This window comes from Herbaspirillum sp. C7C2 (genome assembly GCF_022627865.1).
In the GTDB taxonomy this organism is placed as follows: domain Bacteria; phylum Pseudomonadota; class Gammaproteobacteria; order Burkholderiales; family Burkholderiaceae_D; genus Herbaspirillum; species Herbaspirillum frisingense.
In genome coordinates, this window is the sequence record NZ_JABXGI010000007.1 from 1 (window position 1) to 20,134 (window position 20,134).

At 64.1% G+C, this 20,134-nt stretch carries 13 protein-coding genes and 1 tRNA gene; 1 reads left to right on the forward strand and 13 read right to left on the reverse strand.

Features of this window, described 5'->3' with window-relative positions; all coding sequences use genetic code 11:
* Positions 1–126: 126 nt before the first annotated feature.
* The 9 genes from HWE04_RS11935 to HWE04_RS11975 all read right to left on the reverse strand — a co-directional run bounded on the left by HWE04_RS11935 (position 127) and on the right by HWE04_RS11975 (position 9,399).
* A complete protein-coding gene (locus HWE04_RS11935) occupies positions 127–1,194 on the reverse strand; it encodes a LacI family DNA-binding transcriptional regulator (protein ID WP_241812533.1) in 1,068 nt (355 codons plus the stop codon).
* A complete protein-coding gene (locus tag HWE04_RS11940) occupies positions 1,191–1,958 on the reverse strand; it encodes an alpha/beta fold hydrolase (protein ID WP_241812534.1) in 768 nt (255 codons plus the stop codon). The genes HWE04_RS11935 and HWE04_RS11940 overlap by 4 nt, the downstream gene beginning before the upstream one ends.
* Positions 1,948–2,769: an HpcH/HpaI aldolase family protein gene (locus tag HWE04_RS11945; protein WP_241812535.1), complete on the reverse strand. Its 822-nt coding sequence runs from the start codon at positions 2,767–2,769 to the stop codon at positions 1,948–1,950. The genes HWE04_RS11940 and HWE04_RS11945 overlap by 11 nt, the downstream gene beginning before the upstream one ends.
* 31 nt (positions 2,770–2,800) lie before the next feature.
* A complete protein-coding gene (locus HWE04_RS11950; protein WP_241812536.1) occupies positions 2,801–3,940 on the reverse strand; it encodes a hypothetical protein in 1,140 nt (379 codons plus the stop codon).
* A gap of 57 nt (positions 3,941–3,997) precedes the next feature.
* Positions 3,998–5,056, reverse strand: a complete 1,059-nt coding sequence (locus tag HWE04_RS11955; RefSeq protein WP_241812537.1) for an ABC transporter ATP-binding protein — start codon at positions 5,054–5,056, stop codon at positions 3,998–4,000.
* A 46-nt stretch (positions 5,057–5,102) separates the two neighbouring features.
* A complete protein-coding gene (locus tag HWE04_RS11960) occupies positions 5,103–5,945 on the reverse strand; it encodes a carbohydrate ABC transporter permease (RefSeq protein ID WP_241812538.1) in 843 nt (280 codons plus the stop codon).
* Positions 5,946–6,821, reverse strand: a complete 876-nt coding sequence (locus HWE04_RS11965) for a carbohydrate ABC transporter permease (protein WP_039875269.1) — start codon at positions 6,819–6,821, stop codon at positions 5,946–5,948.
* A gap of 98 nt (positions 6,822–6,919) precedes the next feature.
* A complete protein-coding gene (locus tag HWE04_RS11970; protein WP_241812539.1) occupies positions 6,920–8,233 on the reverse strand; it encodes an ABC transporter substrate-binding protein in 1,314 nt (437 codons plus the stop codon).
* Positions 8,234–8,256: 23 nt separating this feature from the next.
* Entirely contained in the window at positions 8,257–9,399 is a 1,143-nt protein-coding gene (locus tag HWE04_RS11975; protein WP_241812540.1) for a porin, read from the reverse strand.
* Positions 9,400–9,778: 379 nt separating this feature from the next.
* Here HWE04_RS11975 and HWE04_RS11980 point away from each other — a divergent pair.
* Positions 9,779–9,863, forward strand: a tRNA-Leu gene (locus tag HWE04_RS11980).
* Between the two features lie 242 nt (positions 9,864–10,105).
* On the opposite strand, the gene HWE04_RS11985 is transcribed toward HWE04_RS11980, so the two are convergent.
* The 4 genes from HWE04_RS11985 to HWE04_RS12000 all read right to left on the reverse strand — a co-directional run bounded on the left by HWE04_RS11985 (position 10,106) and on the right by HWE04_RS12000 (position 20,116).
* Positions 10,106–10,624: a hypothetical protein gene (locus HWE04_RS11985; RefSeq protein WP_241812541.1), complete on the reverse strand. Its 519-nt coding sequence runs from the start codon at positions 10,622–10,624 to the stop codon at positions 10,106–10,108.
* Positions 10,625–10,634: 10 nt separating this feature from the next.
* Positions 10,635–11,750 carry an ImmA/IrrE family metallo-endopeptidase gene (locus HWE04_RS11990; RefSeq protein WP_241812542.1) on the reverse strand — a complete coding sequence of 372 codons (1,116 nt, stop codon included), beginning with the start codon at positions 11,748–11,750 and terminating at the stop codon, positions 10,635–10,637.
* A 183-nt stretch (positions 11,751–11,933) separates the two neighbouring features.
* Positions 11,934–14,201 (reverse strand): penicillin-binding protein 1C, encoded by a 2,268-nt coding sequence (gene pbpC / locus HWE04_RS11995; RefSeq protein ID WP_241812626.1) that lies wholly within the window; start codon positions 14,199–14,201, stop codon positions 11,934–11,936.
* Between the two features lie 11 nt (positions 14,202–14,212).
* Entirely contained in the window at positions 14,213–20,116 is a 5,904-nt protein-coding gene (locus HWE04_RS12000; protein WP_241812543.1) for an alpha-2-macroglobulin family protein, read from the reverse strand.
* Between the last annotated feature and the right edge of the window lie 18 nt (positions 20,117–20,134).

Consider the following 20,134-nt stretch of genomic DNA (forward strand, 5'->3'; position numbering starts at 1 on the left):
AGGCATACGGCTATCGAGATGAGGAGTACTTCTTCCTCAAAATCAAAGCCGCGTTCCCCGGAAATCTGCGATGAACCTTTCTTTTGGGGCACAGGAACAAAGCGCCTGCGCCCTCGCCAATTCCCGCTATGCCGTGCTCGCCCTCACCGTCCCCCGCATCACCAGTTTCACCGCAAGCTCGCGAATCACCGGTGCACCACCACCCTGCTCCATCTGCGCCATCAACAGGTCGCAGGTTTCCTGCACCAGTCGCGGAATATCCTGGCGGATGGTGGTCAGTTGATAGGAAGCCCAGCTTGCCTCCGGCGCATCGTCGAAGCCAATGACCGAGATATCTTCAGGAATGCGCACCCGATAGGCGCTGCGCAAGGTATCCATGAAGCCCAGGGCAATCATGTCGCTGGCGCAGAAGACGCCATCGGTACGCGGTGCTTCCTGCATCAGGCGATGCGCGGCGGCGCAGCCGTCCTGGTAGGAAAATGCGGCGTCGATCACCAGCGGCACCTGCACCTGCGTTTTCTTCAGATGGGCGGCAAATCCCCGGAAGCGTTCTTCATTGGTGGAGGTACCCGGGTTGCCGGCGATGTAGGCCAGCGAGGTGCAACCGGCGGCGACCAGCGTGCTGGCGGCCAGCTTGCCGCCATGCTGGTTGTCGCTCAACACCGCGCTGATGCTGGGATCGCGCTCGCGGCGGGCGAACTGGATCACCGGCAGCCCCTGCTCCGCGCATTCGCGCGCGAGGCTGGAGGACAAGGTCGCGGAGGCCACCACCAGGCCTTCGATCTGGTAATCGAAGAAGGTGCGCACGGCTTCATCGGCATTGCTGAAATTCTCGGCCGTGACGATCAGGGTCTGGTAGCCGGCCTGGTGCAGTCGCTGGCAAAACTCCGCCAGCGCCAGTGAATAGATCGGTGTGGCCTGCTGCGGGAAGACCAGGCCGATCAGGCGCGAGTGACGGGTGATCAGGCCACGCGCAAAGGCATTGGGCTTGTAGCCCAGTTGACGGGCCGCGGCCTGCACCCGCTCACGCGTGGCGTCCGAGACCGATGCGCCCGGTGTGAACACCCGCGAGACAGCCGACTGCGAGACCCCCGCCAGCCTGGCCACGTCCTTGGAGGTGGGCAGAGCGCGGGCGATGTCGAGCTTCTTGCCACCGTCGGCCGCGCTGTCGATTTTCTTTGCTTCGTTGTTCATGCCGCCTGTTCAGGTATCCCGTTGCGTACGCAATCCAGCCATTTTTCCATCGAGATGATACTGGAACGCTCTGCCTCGATGGGGAGAAAGTGACCGCAGTCCGGGACCCTGACCAGCGAACATCCACTGCGTACGAACACCATTTCGGCCTGCCGCTGCGGCGGGCAGAGCTGGTCGTTCTGGCCGCACTGCACCTGTACCGGCACCTGCATGGCGGCCAGGGTGGACATGGAATCGGGCCGGCTGATGGCGTAGCGGACCTGGTTGCGGAAGACCGCCGCCGGCGTCTCCCGCGCCATGGTCAGCACCCGTTCGCTCCAGCGCTGTCGGCTCTCGGCATCAGCACCCGGATGGAAATAGCCGGGCAACATCTCCTGCTCCATCAGTGCCTGCACCTCGCCAGCCTCGAAGCGTTCCAGCTGCAGGCGCCGCAGCGTCAGGTTGCGCGGCGCATCGGCACGGGCGGTGGATGACACGATGCACAGGCCTGCCACCCGTTGCCTGGCCTGGCGCACCAGTTCGAAGGCCAGGATCGCACCCAGCGAAAAACCGCCGAGCGCGAAACGCCGGGGCAGCATTGCCAGCAAACGGCTGGCTTCGCTGCTCAAGCTGACTTCCAGCCCGATCTGCGGCACGATGACCTCGCGCTGTCGAGACAGCGCAGCCACATGCGCGAGCCAGATGCGGCTGTCGCACAGCGTGCCGGGCAGCAGCACCAGCGGCAAGGCACCCGCCGCGCCGCCGTGCCTTGCTTCAATAGCCACCGGCTCCTCCGCCCTCCCGCGCAGCCGGCTGGAGAGCATGCCCGGAGAGACTGCGTCCACCGCGACTGCGTTCCAGACGCCGTCGCAATTCTCTACCCAGGCTACCCACGTCATTGCCCGGGGTGACCAGCGAGAAACCCTGCTGCAGCCGCGCCTGCGCGCTGTCGCCATCGGCGCAGAAGATACCGGTCATCAGATTGCGTTTGCGTGCCGCTTCCAGAATGACAGCGATGGCCTCCTCTACCCGGGGCGCGAAGCTAGCGCCCGGTCGCTCGCCCAGTGACAGCGCGAGGTCATTGGGGCCGACATAGATGCCATCGAGCCCATCGGTCTCCATGATGCTTTCCATGTTGCGCATGCCCTCCACCGATTCGATCATGGCCAGCGTCAGCACGGTGTGATTGGCGTGGTCGAAATAATCAGGGCCGCCATACAGCAGACCCCGGGCCGGCCCGAAGGAACGATTGCCCATGGGTGGGTAACGGCACGCCGCCACGAACTGGCGCGCGATCTCCGGCGTGTCGACCTGCGGGCAGATGACGCCATAGGCACCGGCGTCCAGCAGGCGCATCAGGTGGCTGGGCTCGGCGCTGCTACTGCGCACCAGGGGCACCGCCTGGGTGGTACTGATGGCCTGCAGCATGGCGACCGCCTGCGCGAAGTCCATCATGCCGTGCTGCAGATCGACCGTGACCGAATCAAAGCCCTGGGCTGCCACCACCTCGGCGGCATAGGCGCTGGGAATGGAGAGCCAGGCGTTGACCAGTGGCAGGCCGTTCTCCGATTTGCTCCTCAAGTCGTTGGGGCGCATGCGGTTTCCTTTCGTATCGGGATAAGGGACATCACTTGAGCCAGTGACTGGTGCTGGGCATCAGTTCGGTGCGGCACAGGTAGTCGCTGGCATCCAGCGCCACGCCACGGGCGCCGACGGCCACCTGGATGGTTTCGGTGAAGCGCGGGCGCTTGCGCTCGTCACCGGCGCAGATGAGCAAGAGTTCGACATCGCTGCCGGAGGCATTGGCAAAGCAGCGCCAGACCTCACCCGGGATGGACAGGGTGTCCTGCTCCTGTAGCTCCACCACGCTGGAGGCATCTTCATTGAAGGCCACGCGCACGCTGCCCCGGATGCAGATGACCACCATCTTCTGGCTGATCAGGAAGGGGCCGGCCTCCTGCCCGGGTGGCAAGCGCATCCATTCGATGGAGAAGCCCTGCGGGTCCTGCACCCGGGGGCGCTGGTTGCGGTCCTGGGTGATGCCATAGCCGATCACCGGCGCCAGCTGGCTGGCATGGCCGGGCAGGCAGGCATCAAGCAGCGCGTGACTGCTGAAGGCGCGGTCCTCGGCGGTGGTGACACGGCCTCGCATTTCTTCCGGCGAGACCTTGCGCAGGCGCGCCACTTCCTCCGCCGGGAACGGCGCCATCCACTTCAAACCCAGGGGCAGGGTCTGACCGGCGCGGCGGTCGATGAGCTGGTTGTCTTCGGCCAGATAGAGGCCGGTCTCGTTGGCCTGGCCCATGATATCCGGACTCCAGATGACCCCGCCGGTGTCGTCCCCGCCCAGGCAGGAAAACAGCCAGCCGTCATCCGGCCCGACATTGGTGAAGCCGCGGAAGATCCAGGTCGGCAGGCAGACGATATCGCCGGCCTTGAGCACATACTCGCCCTCCTCGCCTCGCGGTCCCCAGCGCAGCAACCACTCGCCACGGGTGCAGATGAATACTTCGCTGGTGAAGTGGATGTGCAGGTTGTTGGTCACACCGTGAGGCATGGCGGCCGCGCCGATGTTGAAACCGTGCGGCTCCTTCAGGTTCACCACCTGGCTGGCGCTTTGGGTCACGCCGGGGCCGATGATGGAATAGTTTTCCTTGGGCATGGAGCCCGGCAGGCGGCAATCCAGGAAGGCCTCGTCGCAGGAGACGTATTGTGTCTTCCGGATATGGCGTGCCTCGGCTTGTTCTTGGGTCAGATAGATGCTCATCTCATTGTTCCTGTGTCGTTGATCCTGTGTCTGTGATCCTGTGTCGTTGGTCTTGCCTCATTGATCGATGCGGTCGCCGCTTTCGGCGTCGAACCAGTAGAGACGTTCCGGGCGGATGCAGAAGGCGATGGGGTCGCCTTCCTTCACGCGTTCGCCCTTTTCCAGCTTGGCCACGAAATACTGGCCCTCCAGCTTGACCGTCACCAGCGTGTTGTCCCCCAGCAGTTCGAAGGCATAGACCTCGCCCAGCAGGTTGGCTGTGCCGGGTTCCCTGGCCAGTTGCACGTCCTCGGGACGCACGCCCAGGATCAGCTTGCCCGCGCGCGGTGGCTTCACCGCCACCACATGGCCACCGCCGACCAGGAAGCGGTCCTGGTCGCCGTCGCCGTGCAACAGGTTCATCGCCGGCGAGCCGATAAAGCCAGCCACGAAGGCGTTGGCGGGACGGTTGTAGATGTTTTCGGGCGTATCTATCTGCTGCAGCACGCCCTCCTTCATGATGGCCACCCGCGTGGCCAGGGTCATGGCCTCGACCTGGTCGTGGGTGACATAGACGGTGGTCACCTCCAGCTCCCGCGCCAGGTGACGCAGCTCGGCCCGCATGGTGCCGCGCAGCTTGGCGTCAAGGTTGGACAAGGGCTCGTCCATCAGGAACACGCGTGGCTTGCGCACGATGGAACGCGCCAGGGCCACGCGCTGGCGCTGGCCACCGCTGAGTTCGGCCGGCCGGCGCTGCAGCAGGTGCTGCAGTTCCACCCGACCGGCGGCGCGCTGCACGGCGGCTTCGATCTCGGCCATCGGCTGGCGGCGCAGCTTGAGCGGATAGGCGATGTTGTCGCGTACCGTCATATGCGGATAGAGCCCGTAGTTCTGGAACACCATGGACACGTCACGCAGGCGCGGCGCGATGCCGTTGACGCGTTGTGCGTCGAAATACAGGTCACCGGAGGTCGGCTCTTCCAGCCCAGCGATCATGCGCATGGTGGTGGTCTTGCCGCATCCGGACGGCCCCAGGAGGACCAGGAATTCGCGGTCCTCGATCTGCAGATCGAGATTCTTGACGGCATGGAAGCCGTCCCATTTCTTGTCTATGCCTTGCAGGCGCAGCGTGGTCATTCTGTCTTCTCCATTCTTGATATTGGCTGGGCTGATAGGGGGTGCGCTATCGCACCGAACCCTGGGTCAGGCTCTTGATGAATTGTTTTTGCACCGTCATCGACAGCAGGAACATGGGCAGCGCGATGATCATGCCGGCCGCCGCCATCAGCTCCCACAGGTCGCCGCGCTCGGTCCTGAGCGCCACCAGGGCGATGGGTAGCGTGACCGCGTTCTGCTTGGAGGTGATGAGGGCGAAGATGAACTCGTTCCAGGTCAGCGTGAAGCTGAAGACAGCCGAGGTGATGATGCCCGGCAGCGCCGTGGGAACGACGATGGTGGCGATGATGCGGCCCAGCGATGCGCCGTCGATCATGGCGGACTCTTCGATATCCACTGGGACGGCATCGATGAAGCCCTTGATCATCCAGATCGAATACGGCAACACGATGGAGAGGTTGACGATCACCAATGCGCTGCGGGTGTCGAGCAGCCCCAGCTGCTTGAACATCAGGAAGTAAGGCAGCACCACGATGGCCGCCGGGATGAACTGCGAGGCCACGATGCCCACGAACAGCGCCTGCCGGCCGGGAAAGCGGAAACGCGAGAACGCATAGGCCGCCGTCACGGCCAGCGGGATCGCCACCAGCACCGTCCCCAGCGCCACCCAGAGGCTGTTGGCGAGCTTGTCGCCGAGATGCCAGGGGGCGGCGAAGACGGTCCTGAAATTGTCCCAGGTGGGGGTAAACCAGAGCTGCAGGGTGTAGACATCGCGCGGGGTCTTGAAGGACGTCAGCACGATCCAGAGGATGGGCAGCAGGATGCAGCCGATGATGGCGTAGACGCCGATCAAGCCGCCGATCCGCGCCAGCCGCGATGTCATGACGCCGGGGTTGCAGGGCTTGCTCATTCAGATTCCTTTCTTGAAAGCGAGGCGCATGTAGAAGCCGGCCAGCACCAGCATCACCGCCGTGAGGACATAGCCGGCTGCCGCCGCATAGCCCATGTCGTAGTACTTGAAGCCGATCTGGTAGACCAGGTAGGCGAGCGTGGTGGTGGCATTGCCCGGCCCGCCATCGGTGAGGGCGAAGACGGCATCGAAGGCCTTGAGTGCGAACACGGTCTTCAGCAGGATCACCACCGCCACCACCGGCTTGAGCTGCGGCAGCGTGATATCGACGAAGATGCGCAGGGGCGAGGCGCCATCGACGGCGGCCGCTTCTTCGGTCTCCTTGGGGACCGAAGCCAGGCCACCCAGCAGGATCAGCGTCATGTAGGGCGCCCAGTGCCAGACATCGCTGATCACCAGCGCCACCATGGCCCAGGCCGGATGCGCCAGCCAGATCAGACTGGCCAGCCCGGGAAAGAGCTTGCCCAGCGATGCGGCGATGACGCCGTATTCCGGGTTGAGGAAGAAACGCAATGAAATGCCGATCAGCGCCGGGCTCATCACGAAGGGCAGCATCAGCAGCGCGCGCGCCACCGAGGTCACGCGGCCGGCGCGACGCAACAGCAAGGCGCAACCCAGCGCAATGAGGCAGGTCGCCAGCACGTCGATGCCGACGAAGGACAGCGTGGTCGCAATGGAGGCGACGAATTCGGAATCACCGGCCAGCAGCTCGGCATAGTTGTCCAGGCCGACGAAGGGTCCGGGCGCCGACGAGTACGACAGCTTCCAGCTGCGGAACGACAGCGCCAGGGAATACAGCAAGGGGAATACGGTAGTGACGGCGATGACCAGCAGCGCCGGCAGCATCAGCAAGTACGCCAGACGATTGTTTTTCATGGAACGGGGTTGGAATCAGGTTGGGACGGCCGGCCTGGCCGCCACGGCAGGGCTGCCTGCCCTCCGGGAGGAGGACAGGCAGGCCAGGTCAGACTGGGTCAGACCAGCTTGCGGACCTTTCTGGCAGCGTCGTCAAGTCCCTCCTTGACCGGGACGGTGCCCAGCGCCATCTTCGAGATCGCCGTATCGAGGATGTCGGAGATCACCGGCCACTGCGGGATGAGCGGCAGCACGCGGGCGTTCTTCAAGACCTCGCCAGCCATCTTGTGCATGCCCTGCGAGAGCGCATTGACGGCGGGGTCGGCCAGGTTGGCGCTCTGCACGCTGACGATCTCGTGCTGGGCCGGATCCAGCAGCAGGGATTTCTCGATGGCAGGCTGGGTCAGCCAGGCCAGGAATTCCATGGCTGCCGCTTTCTTCTTCGAATGGCGGTCGATGCCGTAGAGCCAGAGGTTGGTGTGGGACGGCGTGGCCACACCGGGGTAGCCCGGCATGGGCGCAAAGCCCACCTTCTCCGGCGACAGCGTGGAGGACTTGGCATCCGTCAGCCCCTGGTAACGCCACCACCAGGTGGGCAACATGGCGCACTTGCCCTGGGCCATGGAATTGACGGCATCAGTCTCGTTGAAGCTGACCGAACCGGCCGGGGTGACCTTGTGCTTCAACATCAGGTCCAGGTAATCCTGGGTGGCTGCGATGCCGGCCGGCGAATGGAAGGCGGGCTGGTTGCGCGCATCCAGCAGCTCACCACCGCGCCCCCACAGGAAGTCGAACCACACCATCAGGTTCTGTCCAGCGTTCTTGCCGTAGTACATGGCAATGCCCGGCATGCCGGCACCGGCCTGGATAGCCTGCGACACCTTCACTACCTCGGCCCAGGTCTTGGGGACGGGCAGCTTGAGATCGGCCAGCACATCCTTGCGATAGAACAGCAATTGCACGTGACCGCGAATGGGCAGTCCGATATAGCCGGACTCGTTGCGGCTGGCGCGCAGGTAGGCATCGGGATAGCGCGTCATGTCGATGCCCTTGTCGCGAATGCCGTCGTTGAGCGGATGCAGCAGGTTCTTCAGCGAGGGCGCCCAGACATCCATGACGGAGACCACATCGTAGTCGCCGTTCTCGGCCACCATCTCGGCGGTGAGCTTGTCGCGGATGCTGGTGAAGGGCACGTACTGGTACTTGACGCGGATGCCGGTCAACTCCTCGAAGGCCGCCAGGCGCGCCTCATGGGCGCGGAACTGCGGCGCCACCACGGTCAGCACATTCAGCTCGACACCCTTGAAGGGCTTGCCCGGCGTCACCCCGTTCGCTTGCGGTTGTGCCCGCGCCAGCAACGGCAGGCTGCCACTTGCACCTGCCCCCAGCATGGCTGCGGACGACAGCAGGAAACCTCGACGATCTTGTTTCATGTTCGACTCCTCCCCTGGGCCATTCAGAAGGCCGTGCGCATGGCCACGCGCGAGACCACCTGCACCCCATTGGACGACGGTGTGCCGGCGCCGAACACGTTCAATGCACCGAAGGCGCGATCATGCTGGTAAGCCACGGTGGAATAGAGCGAAGTGCGCTTGGACAGCGAATAGGAAAGTGAAGCCGTGACCTGATCGGCCGCACCCAGATCGCTGTTGCGGGTCTGGTGCTGCCAGGACAGACCGCCATTGACCACCGGCGTGAACTGGTAATCGGCGCCGATATCGAGCGTGTCCACCCGCGCGCCCTTCCAGCTGATCCCGCGTGCCGCGTAACTGACCAGACCGTCGAAATGCACCTGGGTGTAGGAACCGTAGAGGGCCAGCTTGTCCAACGTCAGCTTGGCACCCGCGCCGGCCAGTCGCTTGGTGGCGTACTGGCTGTCGCTGCCCGGCACGCTGGAGACGCCCGCCACCGCGCCGATGAGGAGGTTGCCCTGCCCATAGTTCAGGCCTGCCTGCGCGCTGCTGCCGCGCGACTGCGAACCGGCCTGCTCACCCAATCCCAGCAAGGCCCCGAAACGGAAACCCGAAAAGCTGTTGCTGGAAAACTTGAGCGCATTGTTGACCCGCGCGCCGTAGGTGTGATTGCCCAGCTGTGCCGTCGCAGCGATGGCACTCATGCCATCCAGGCCCTGTCCGCTGGCGCCGATGTTGTTGTGACCGGCGTTGGTATACCCCATCAGGTTGAGGTAATCGAACATGAAGTCGTACTGGCGTCCGATGGCCCACAAGCCGGCGGCCGTGTTCAGTCCCACATAGGACTGGCGTCCGAACAGCAGACCGCCCTGCCCCATGCTGCCCTTGGCCGCGTCGAAGCCATTTTCCAGCTTGAAGACGGCCGACATGCCGCCGCCCAGGTCTTCGCTGCCGGAGAAGCCGACGCGATTGCCGGCCGCGATGCCGTTATCCAGCCGCAGCGCCGAACCGGATGCTGCAATCTGGCCGCCATTGAGCGCGACGCTGTTGCTGTAGTAGCTCAGCCCGGAATCGACCAGGCCATAGATGACGATGTTGGACGTTTCATGGGCCTGGACGGGCTGGACGAAAGTAGCGAAATGGCCGAGCGAAAGCGCAGCCATGCCGAGAGCAGCATGGATCCTCAAGGTGGTCTCCTGTTGATGTTGTGGTTTTGAGAGGGAGTATGCAAAGCTGACTTGAGCTGCTTTGCATACGTATGCAATATAGCCAAAGAATTGCCTTGTGTAAACTATTTAGTGAAGGATTGAGGCTGCGCAAGAACCCCTGCCTGAAAATTCGGTAGGGAAATGGGCGTGGGAAGGTGGGTGTCTCGCCGGAATCGCATCCGGCTGAAGGGGGGGGTGTTGAAGGCTTGGACGACGCGCACGCAGTCGCAGCAGTGCAACCTGCGCCGGGTGGAAACAGCAGGGATAAAAAATTGAAATTAGGTAGTGACGGCGAAGAAAAATGCCATTAGAATGCAGCCTCTTTCAAGCACGGCGGATTGATTGCTGCTGCGAAAAGGCCCACGTGGCGGAATTGGTAGACGCGCATGGTTCAGGTCCATGTGCCGCGAGGTGTGGGGGTTCGAGTCCCTCCGTGGGCACCAAAACAAAAAAGGTCGATTGACGCAAGTCAGTCGGCCTTTTGTGTTTTGGGGCCCACGGGCAAAGCGCCTGCGCTCTTTGCGGGAGGGACGAGAAGGTCTGGCCCTGCAAGGCCAGACGGGGTCGCGGGACGTGACCGAGTGCCTCAGTGCGCAGCAAAACATAAAAGGCTGGTCGATGAAAATCGACCGGCCTTTTGCGTTTTGGGGACCACGAGCAAAGCGCCTGCGCAGTCACTCAGCCATCATCCCTTCGTCAATAGCGCCAACGCCATATCCGTCTTCGCTTGACCAAGCCAGCGCTCCGTAAAATTGCCCGCGAAGGATTCCTTGGGACGAACACCGATACGCTCACACATCGCTTCCAGCGAAATGAGCCGGTCATTCCAGCCACGGCCAACCGCATACCGTACTGTCGCCTTATCGGGACTGTTCAGGTACCAGACGTCCTTCCCCATCAGGGTCTCGGCGTAGATAACCAGCGCTTTTTCCCCATCGTGCAAGCCAACCTCTCCATGCTGCTCGTCAAAGACAAAAAGCTGCTCATCAGAAATAGTGGCAATGTGCCGCATGTGATCACGTAGCCACTTCTCATCAATGGTCTGGGTCTTTCTTCGCAAATGAAAACCCGTCTGGGTTTCCACGATCACGGCCTCTACGGTGTGCAAGGAAAATGCCCCTGCAATGGCAGTGAGACAGCCCGTTCGATGGGCCTCAATAAGCACATTGGTATCGACAAGCACGACATTCGGGGGCTTGAGCAAAATACGCCTCCTACAGGTCGAAGGGGGCATCCAGTCGATGCTCGGCGAACAGCGCGGCAAGGTCCTCGATCGGCATCTGGAGGACCTCGGCCGTCCGGCGAACCGAGATCAGGCCATCCGACAACGCCGCATGCAATACCTCGATGAAGACGCGACTGAACCGCGCAGCGGGTTTAGGCTGCCTCCTCGACGAGCCTGCGATCAGGCCGCGCTCCGAAAGCCGCTTGGCTGCAGCCACACTGATCACCCCCATATTCACCAGGCGCCACATCATTGCTGATGCGCTAACCTCCAGTCGTTCAGCATGCGCGGCGATCCATCTGGAATAAGTTTCCTCCTCCGCTGGCAAGGGCTCGGCCCGCAGCATGCGCTCCATCACGGCGGTAGGCATCAACAGGCCCGATGCGAAATTCTCCGCCAATTGCTCCACCCTCTTGTGGGAGGCGTCGGGGATATCGCCCTCTATGCGCTGTGGCGGCATCTGCTCCCAGGTCAAAAGATGGAAAAGTTCATGCGCCAGATCGTAAGCCTGCCGTGCCTGCGGCTCGCCACGATTGATCAATACGCAATTGAGCTGACTCAACTGACAGGCCGCTCCGGAAATACCGGGCTCGGTATCCACATAAAGAACCAGCGTCCCCAATAGTTCTTCGAGTACCTGAGACAGGCGCTGCGCTGGGACATCGCCAAGCTCCAGAGCGCGTGCCACGGCGTCGCCTTCGGCAACGGCTTCTTCAAACGAACTTTTCTTATCCAGTGCCACACGCAGCATCTTCGAATTGACGCTCCGGCCGAGCTGTCGGGCCAGGTGCCGGTACGCAGCCAACCAACGTCCGGCTTTGTTTTCATAGGCATCCAGAGCCTCGGTGGCAACATCGCGCTGGCGCCAAGAAAATCGCCCCTCCCCGGCAAGTTCGAAAGGATCCGTGAAGTAGGACACTTTCACCCCCAGTGCCTTGGCGATGGCGACCGCTTCAGCCGCATCGACCTTGCGGTGGCCGTTTTCGATACTCGATAAGGTCTGCCGATCCTTGAAACCGACCTGCTCGGATAACGCCTCCTGACTGAGTTCGCGGCGCTCGCGTAGGTAGCGGATACGCGATGAGATAGATGAGGACGAAGTCATTTGAACCCTCAATTTTCTTGCAAACTACTATTTTGCAAGATTTTTTTGTTACTGTAAATTTATCCAGCACTATTCTTAAGCGCAACTCGCCACTGTGTCATCGCAGCCACATGATGGAAGCCTTCTTCTCACCTCTGCGCTGAAAATCCATCGATGAGCAACATGCCGGCGATTCGCACAACTTCACCGGCGCTCCCGCCGAATCTCCTGGCCGTCACCGCGTGCAACGGCCCCCCTCACCTCAAATCGCAGACTATCGAGCTCCTTGCCCGACGCATCCTGCAAGGCCAGCACATGCCGGCCCGGCCAGGGCATCCAGTCGAAACCGAGTTCTTCCACATCGTTCTGCTGCGATGAAGCAGCCACCTTCTGGGCCTTGACCCGCCCTGCCTGCATGACCGACTCCGGCATGCGTTTGCCGTCCAGCACCCAGCGACTGCCAGCCGGCGCACCCTGGGCGCGGAAGCGGATGCGCTGGCGTGCCGGCGGGATATCCGGGTCCAGCGCTACCAGCATGCCGGCGGTCGGATAGGTGATGGCGGGACGGATTTCGCGCGCGTGCGCGATGCGGATCTCGGACTGCGCCGTGCCGGGCAGGAAGTATTCGGTGCGCGCGGCCTCCACATTCTGTTCATAACGTATCGTCTGGGCCTGTACGCCGGCCGGCTTCTGCGGCGGGCTATTGCGGGCATCCCGACTGCTGCCGCGGCCGCGTTCATGCAGGTACTGCATCACCTCCTGCCACACCGGTGCGGCGCCGGTCACGCCGGAGACATCCCACATCGGGGCACCGGAGGCATTGCCGACCCACACGCCGACGGTGTAACGCGAGGAATAGCCGACGCACCAGTTGTCGCGCATGTCCTTGGAAGTGCCGGTCTTGACTGCGGTCCAGATACGGGTGGACAGCGCGTTCTCCAGGCCGAAGGTGCGGGCGCGGGCGCTGCGGTCGGAGAGGATGTCGCCGATGATGTAGGCGGCATCGGCGTCCATCACCGGTACCGGGCGCGGCGCGGTGCGGGCGTCATCCAGTCGCATGCGCAAGGGGGAATAGCGGCCCTGGTTGGCCAATGCGCGATAGGCATTGGCGAGGTTGGCCAGGGTCACGTCGGCGCTGCCCAGGGCCAGGCTGTAGCCGTAGTAGTCGCCGCTCTCGCGCAGGTTGAAGCCCAGTGCCTGCAGGCGGCGGAAGAAGCGTTCCGGCGTGACCATCACCAGCGTGCGCACGGCGGGGATGTTCAGGGAAGAACCCAGCGAGGTGCGCAGGCTGACCAACCCCTTGTATTGCTTGTCGTAGTTCTGCGGGATGTAGAGTCCGGCGCTGGTGGCGAGGTTGACGGGGGAATCGTCCAGCAGCGAGGCCGCCGTGAGCCACCTTTTTTCGATCGCCAGTTCGTAGAGGAAAGGCTTGAGCGTCGAGCCGGCCTGGCGCTGCGCGACCACGCCATCGACATTGGCGGCCGCCGACAGGCTGCCACTGGAGCCGACCCAGGCCAGCACCTCACCGGTGGCGTTGTCGATGACGATGATGGCGCCATCCTCGATGTTGCGTTCGGCCAGGCCGGCCAGTTGATGGCGCAGGGCTTGCGAGGCAAAGCGCTGCAAGGGCGCGTCCAGCGTGGAGCGCACTTGCTGGCCGGGCGTGTTCAAGAGCTTGCGCGCCAGGTGGGGGGCCAGCTGCGGTGCATCGCTGGCGCCCGGCAGGTCGCGTTTGGCGGCGGCACGGGCCAGGACCAGTTCGGTGCGGCCATCCATGCCATTGCATTGTTCGGCAGCGCCCTGCTCCTTGAGGATGGCGCAGGCGCGCTCGGCCACGCGGCGCGGGGTGGCGTTGGGGGCGCGGATCAGGGCGACCGCGATGGCGGCTTCACCCTGATCCAGGCCACTGGGGTGCTTGCCGAACATGACGCGCGACAAGGCATGCACACCCACCAGCTCGCCCCGGAAGGAGACCAGGTTGAGGTAGGCCTCCAGGATCTGGTCCTTGCGCCAGCTGCGTTCCAGCGATTGCGCGATCCACGCCTGCGAGACCTTCTGCGTCAGCGTGCGTGCACCGGATTTGCGGCGCAGGTCGTCATGGAGCAAACCCGCCAGTTGCATGGTGATGGTGGAGGCGCCGCGGGTCCGGGTATTCCAGAGATTGCCCCAGGCCGAGGCCGCGACGGCATTCCAGTCGATGCCGCTGTGCTGGTAGAAACGCCGGTCTTCGGAGGCGATCAGGGCCTGGCGCAGGGCGGGCGAAACATCTTCCAGCTTTACCCAGGCGAGCTTGCGTTCGTCCATGTTCACACGCAGGCGCTGCAGCAGTTCGCCGTTGCGGTCCAGCAGGCTGGCCTCGGAGGGGAGGAAGTCGCGCTGTACCTCGGCAAACGAAGGCACTGCCCCCGCGCTGGCCGGCAGCAGCAAGGCCAGCACCAGCGCACTGCCTGCGCCGGCGCGGGACCAGGGCATGCCGCTGGCGATCACGGTGCCGCCTTGACGACCAGTTTGGCGTTCGGCACTTCGCCAAACATTTCCGGTGCATACATGGCCTCCACCCGCGTGGGCGGCAGGTTGAATTCGCCGGCATTGTTCAGGCGCACGGTGTAGCTGATGCTGGTGCGGCCCTTGGGCATGGACTCGTAGTAGGCGCGATAGGCTTCGAAGCTGCGTTCCTCGTAGGCCAGCCAGCCCATGCCGCGATCACGCGGGCTGTCCTGCTTGCCCTGGGCGATGGTGGAATCACGCCCCAGGCCGGAACCCAGCAGGGTCGCACCGCCCGGCACCGGATCGCTGACCACGACCCAGGTCATCTCGCTCTGGGCATCGATGTCCAGCGTCACCCGCAGCACATCGCCACGGGTATAGACGCCGGCCTGCTTCTGCTCGATGGCCTCGACCTTGCGACTGATGCGGTAGCCGGCCGCGAACGCTTGTTTCAGGGGGACGGCGGCCAGGCTTTGCAGCGTGACCCAGGGCTTGCCATTGCCCTCTTGCGTAAAGCGCACGCTGCCGCCTTGCGCATTGCCATCCGGCCAGGGCAGTTGCAGCTTGCCGCCGTTGGCGGCGCTGCTCCAGGCCAGGCTCTGGGTGGCACTGGTGGCAGTAGCGGCAGTGTTGCCCCCACCCTGCTCCAGCGTGGCGCGGGTGCTGCCGGTGACCGGTTCGGATTCGAACTTGCGGGCGAATTTCTCCAGAGCCAGGCTGCCCCAGACGTTGGCGGTGGTAGTGCTCCAGTGGCCGCGCTGCTGGCGGCCGATGGCGCCGGCCACCAGACGCGGCAGGTCGTCGCGCCAGGCGGGGTTGTTCAGTTCCAGCAGGATCAGGCGGTTGGCATTGGCGTCGCCGCTGCTCATGAGCCACCACCAGTAGTCGCCCTCTTCATTGGAGAAGCCCATGCGCGTGCCCTGGAGGTTCAGGCGGGCGCGCAGGATCTGGTCGGCCTCGTCGAGCTTCTTCTGGCGTTCGGGGATGGCGGTGACCCGCTGCAGGATGGCGATCCAGTCCAGCAGGCCGGAGGTGGGCCACTGGTTGGGGTTGATCTGGATCGATCCGAGCATGGCAGGCTGCACGCGGTTGTAGCGCGACAGGGCTTCCAGCGCGGCCAGCTTGCGCACGTCCAGGTCCTTCTGCGGCGACCAGAACTCGCGCATCACCTTGCCCTCCACGAAGCCGGCCAGGCCGTCGAGCATCTTGTCGCGGCTGGCGGGCGGGATGGCATAGCCAGCCTCGTTGGTGGCCGCCAGCAGGTAGGCGGTGAGCGTGTCGCTGCCACGCCGCGCGCCGCTGTCGCTGGGCGGGAAGTAGTAGGCCAGGCCGTCGCCGTCGAGATAGGTCGGCAGGTCGGCCACGATCTTCTGCCACGCCGCTTCATCGCGCAGGCCGATGGCCTTGGAGGTCTTCTGCTCCAGGCAGGCGAAGGGGTAGTTGACGAAGTAGCGGGTCAGCGCATCACTGCCACCGGCCAGGCTGGGCTTGAGCGAGATGGCCAGGCCACCGCGTCCGGGTAGGCTGTCGGCCGGGCGGGAGACGCTGAGGGCGGCGCTCTTGTCCAGCTGGAACAGGGTCGCCTGCTGCACCGTCACCAGGACCGCCGGTACCACGCGCTGGCTGAACTTCATGGCGTCCTTGGCCTTCTGGCCGCCCTGCTCCTGGGCGCTGATTTCCCAGGCCAGCTGATTGATGCCTTCCGGTGTCTGCACCGGCCACATCACTTCGGCCGACTGCCCGGCCGCGATCTTGATGTCGCGCTCGGGCAGCGTCAGGGTGCTGGCGGGCGCGCTGCCCTGCGCACGTGCGCTGACCTTGAGGGTCATGTCATGGGTAGTGGTATTGCGCACGGTGACGCTGCCGTTGAAGCTGTCGCCTTCACGCACCAGGGGCGGCAGGCCGGAGATGACCTGCACATCCTGGGTGGAGCGGATGCTGATACTGCCGGTCCCGAAATCGCTGACGCCATTCTCGGCGATGGCCACGATGCGGAAGGAGGTCAGTGCATCGTTCAACGGCACCTCCAGTTGCGCCCTGCCCTCTGCATCCAGGGTAACGTTGGGGTTCCATACCAGCAGGGTGTCGAACAGTTCACGCGTGGGGGCGCGACCACCGCCGCCACCGGCCGGTGTGGCCTTCTTGCCGTAGTGGCGCTTGCCGACCACCTGCATCTGCGCGGTGGAGGTTTCCACGCCATAGCTGCGTCGTTGCAGCATGGCGCGCAAGACATCCCAGCTGCCATTGGGCTGCAGCTCCAGCAGGGCTTCATCGACGGCGGCCAGGGCGAATTCGCCCCCGGCGGCCGGTTTGCCGTTGGGCAGCTTCACCTGCACTTGCACCTTGGCGATGGCGCGGATGGGATAGGTGGGCTTGTCGGTCGTCACCGCCACCTGCAGGCGATGGCCGGCATCGCCGATGTTGACTTCGGCGATGCCGAACTTCCATGCCGGCTTGGAGAGATCGACGATGGGGCCGGGTCCCTGATAGGTGCGGAATTCATGCCACCAGTTGAGTGGCTCCTTCCAGCCCCAGACGAAGAAGGAATACCACGGCACCTCGCGCATGCGACCGCGCACGGCCAGCACCGAGACATAGACATTGGGACCATACTCGGCTTTCATCGGCACGCTGATGGTGGGGTCCTGGCCGGACAGTTGCACCACGCGGGTATCGATGACGCCTTCACGCTCCACGGCAACCAGCGCAGTCGCGTGACGGAACGGCATGCGCACCTGGAAGGTGGCGGTCTCGCCGGGCTGGTAGTTCTTTTTCTCGGGCAGGATGTCGATGCGGTCCTGGTTCTCGCCATCGAACCAGACTTCGCCACGCCCGGTGACCCACACCGAGGAACGGGCCGAGGACGCATTGCCGTTGCCATCCCTGGCGCTGGCGATCAGTTCCACATTGCCGGCCTCGGAAAGTTCGGTGTCGCAGGTGAACATGCCGTGCTGGTCGCTCTTGCCGGCGCAAAGCTTGCCGAGGTCTTGCTTGCTCTCGTCGTTTTCGTAGGCGTAGAAGCCGCCCACCATGCGCTTGCGGTGCGAATTGGTCTTGCGCGCCAGGCCACGGATTTCCACCGGCACACCGGCCTGCGGCTGACCGGCGGTATTGAGGGTGACGGAGGTCAGCGTCAGCTTTTTCTTGACCGACACCCAGTTGCCCGTGCGCAGGCCCACCACCACCGCCGATGGCCACAGTGGCGTGACGCTGGAGATGGTCTGCACTTCACCGTTGGGGTCGCTGTAGGTCATCTCGGTGAGCAGTTCCTGCGGGCGTTGCAGCACTGGCAGCTTGCCGATGACGGCGCGACCGCTGCCGTTCTTGTCGAGGGTGACGGCGAGCTTGTCGGCGACGATCTTCTGGTCGTCGGCAGTGCTGTCATCATCGCTGCGCGGAGCGTCGAAGGAGAAGCCATCGTAGCCGGCGATGTTCACCCCGCGCGAACGCAGCAGCGACGATACACGCACGGTCTGGTTGGCCGCGCCACCGCCGTTGATGTAGTTCAGTTGCAGGTCCAGCGGCAATTCCTTGATGGCGACCTGGGCGCCCTTGGGCGGCGTGATGCGGCCCTGCATCAGCGGCAGGCGGAATTCTTCCACGCGGAAGCTGCCGGTGACATAGGTGCCGCGTCCGTAGCCGTCTTCGGCCTCGCCCTCGTTTGCGCTGGTGCTGGTGCTGGTGCTGGTGCTGGCGCTGGTATCGACCTTGCCCTGGTCCAGCACCACTTCATAGGTCCCCAGCTTGGCTTCGCGCGGCAGGACGAAGCTGGTCTCGGCGCTCTTGTTGCCGCGCCAGGTCAGGGGAAACTGGAATTGCTGGCCACTGCCCAGATGGCTGACGCGCACGCGGGTGGGCAGGTCTTCCTTGCGCAACAGGCCGAAGCCTTGCAGGGTCTCGCTGCGGATGACGTGCTTCATCGAGACCGTTTCGCCGGCACGGAACAGGCTGCGGTCGAAGATGGTGGTGGCGCGCACGGTGGCGGCGCGGTCCATGTCGGTGGGCAGGTTGAAGCGCCAGGATTCGATACCGTCGTTCCAGGAGGTCAGGGCGAAGGCCATGTCCTGACGGCCGCGTTCGTCGGTCTTGCGGGCGCTGACGAAAAGGCCATTGATGCTGTCGGCATTGTCCTCGCTGTAGGGACGATGGGCGCAGGCGTCCTCCAGTGCTGGCATCATCGCCACGCCATTGGCATTGGTCTTGCCCTGCCAGAGCGACGTGCCTTCGCAATTGGCGACGCGGATCTCGGCGTCGGCCACCGGTCTGGCGTCGTCCAGCCGGGTCACCCAAACGGCGCCGTTGGCGCGGCCCAGCTTGACGTGGACGGCCATGTTGGTCACCAGCGCGCTGGTGCGCACGTACATGGGCTGCGGCTTGCCCAGCAGGGAGGCCCCCAGTTTCTGCGATTCCAGTTCGACCACGTAGAAGCCGGGGTCCTTCAAGGGGATGCCGATCACTTCGAAGGGCCACTCGCCGTCCTTGGCATCCTTCTGCGCGGGCAGGTCCAGCTTCTTCGCGCCCGGCTCCTTGGCCAGCAGGCTGACACTGCGCGAATCCACCTTCTTGGGGTCGCCCCATTTCTCGTGATACTTGTTCAGGCGCGTGAGCCAGGCGATCACCGCCTGGTCGCCATCGACCTTGAGATCGGCCACCTTGCCGGGCATGGCGCGACCATCCTTGCCGCGCAGCTGCAAGCCGGCTTCGACCCGGCGCAGGGTCACCGGCAGCGTGGGATCGGCGTTGAGTTCGATGATGCCGAAGGGCGCGGCCGGGAATTTGGCCAGCGGCGGGAAATCGGCCAGGGCCGATTTCAGCGGGAAGGCGGCGGCGTTGGAGAGCGTGCGACCATCTTCGTCCTTGAAACCGGAAGGCAGGCTGATGCTGAACTCGGATTTTTCCGGGAACGGCGGCTTGAAGCGCAGTTCGCGCACGGCGGCGTCCTTGTCGCCGTCCAGGGTGGGCTTGATCTTGCCGGTGCTGGCGTTCATCACGATCTGCTCGGCCAGCTTGCGAGGTACCGGCGCCGAGAACGACATGGTCACCGGCAGGATGGGCGAGCAGGCGGCATTGGCGTTTTCGCGCTGGCAGGAAAGGCTGGCCGTGAATTCGCTACGCACCTGGAAGCTGAAGACCTGCGGCTTGCTGGTAACGATGGCCGGTGCGGCCGCGGCGGCGATACCACGATCCCAGACCAGCTTGACGTGCGCTTCATTGGGCAGGCGCTGCTGGCACTGGACGATGGTCACCGAGGCCGGATCGACGCCCTTGGCGAACTGCTGCAGCAAGGCCTTGCGGTCGGACTCACCGACTGCCTTGGTAGGGATGCGCTCGTTGATACCCTCGGCTTCGCAGTACAGGTGTTGACGTACCGAGGCTTCGGTGGCCGGGCCATTCTGATAGAGGATGAAGGCCTGGTCTTCAGTGATGCGAGCATCGTCATAAGGCTGTACGCGGCTCACGACCGGTCCGCCGGTGCTGAACTGGAAGCGGGTCTTGCCGGCCACCGCATTGCCCGCCGCCGAGCGGGCATCGCTGCGCAGAGTGAAGCTGCAGCGGGTACCGGGCGGCAGGTCGCGTTCGAAGTCATAGACCCAGTTCTTCTCATCGGCCCAGCGGGCAGTGCCGGCCACGGCGCAATCGGCGTCGAAGGGCGAGGCAGCCTTGGGGTCACCGAACTTGATCATGGCTTCGGAGAAGCGCGCCCTTACCTGGCGGATGCGCTGGACTTCGCCCTGGGGCGAGAAGGTCTGGACACTGGCAGCGGCGGCGCTGGCGGACGGCGCCGGCAGCAGCAGCGCGGCCCCCAGGGCGAGCGCAGCCGGCAGCAGGCGACGGACCTGCCGCGGCCAGTGGGTGATCCATGGGCGACCTGCAGCCCTACCGGTGGGTATTTGCTTCATCTTGTTCTCTCCGGATCA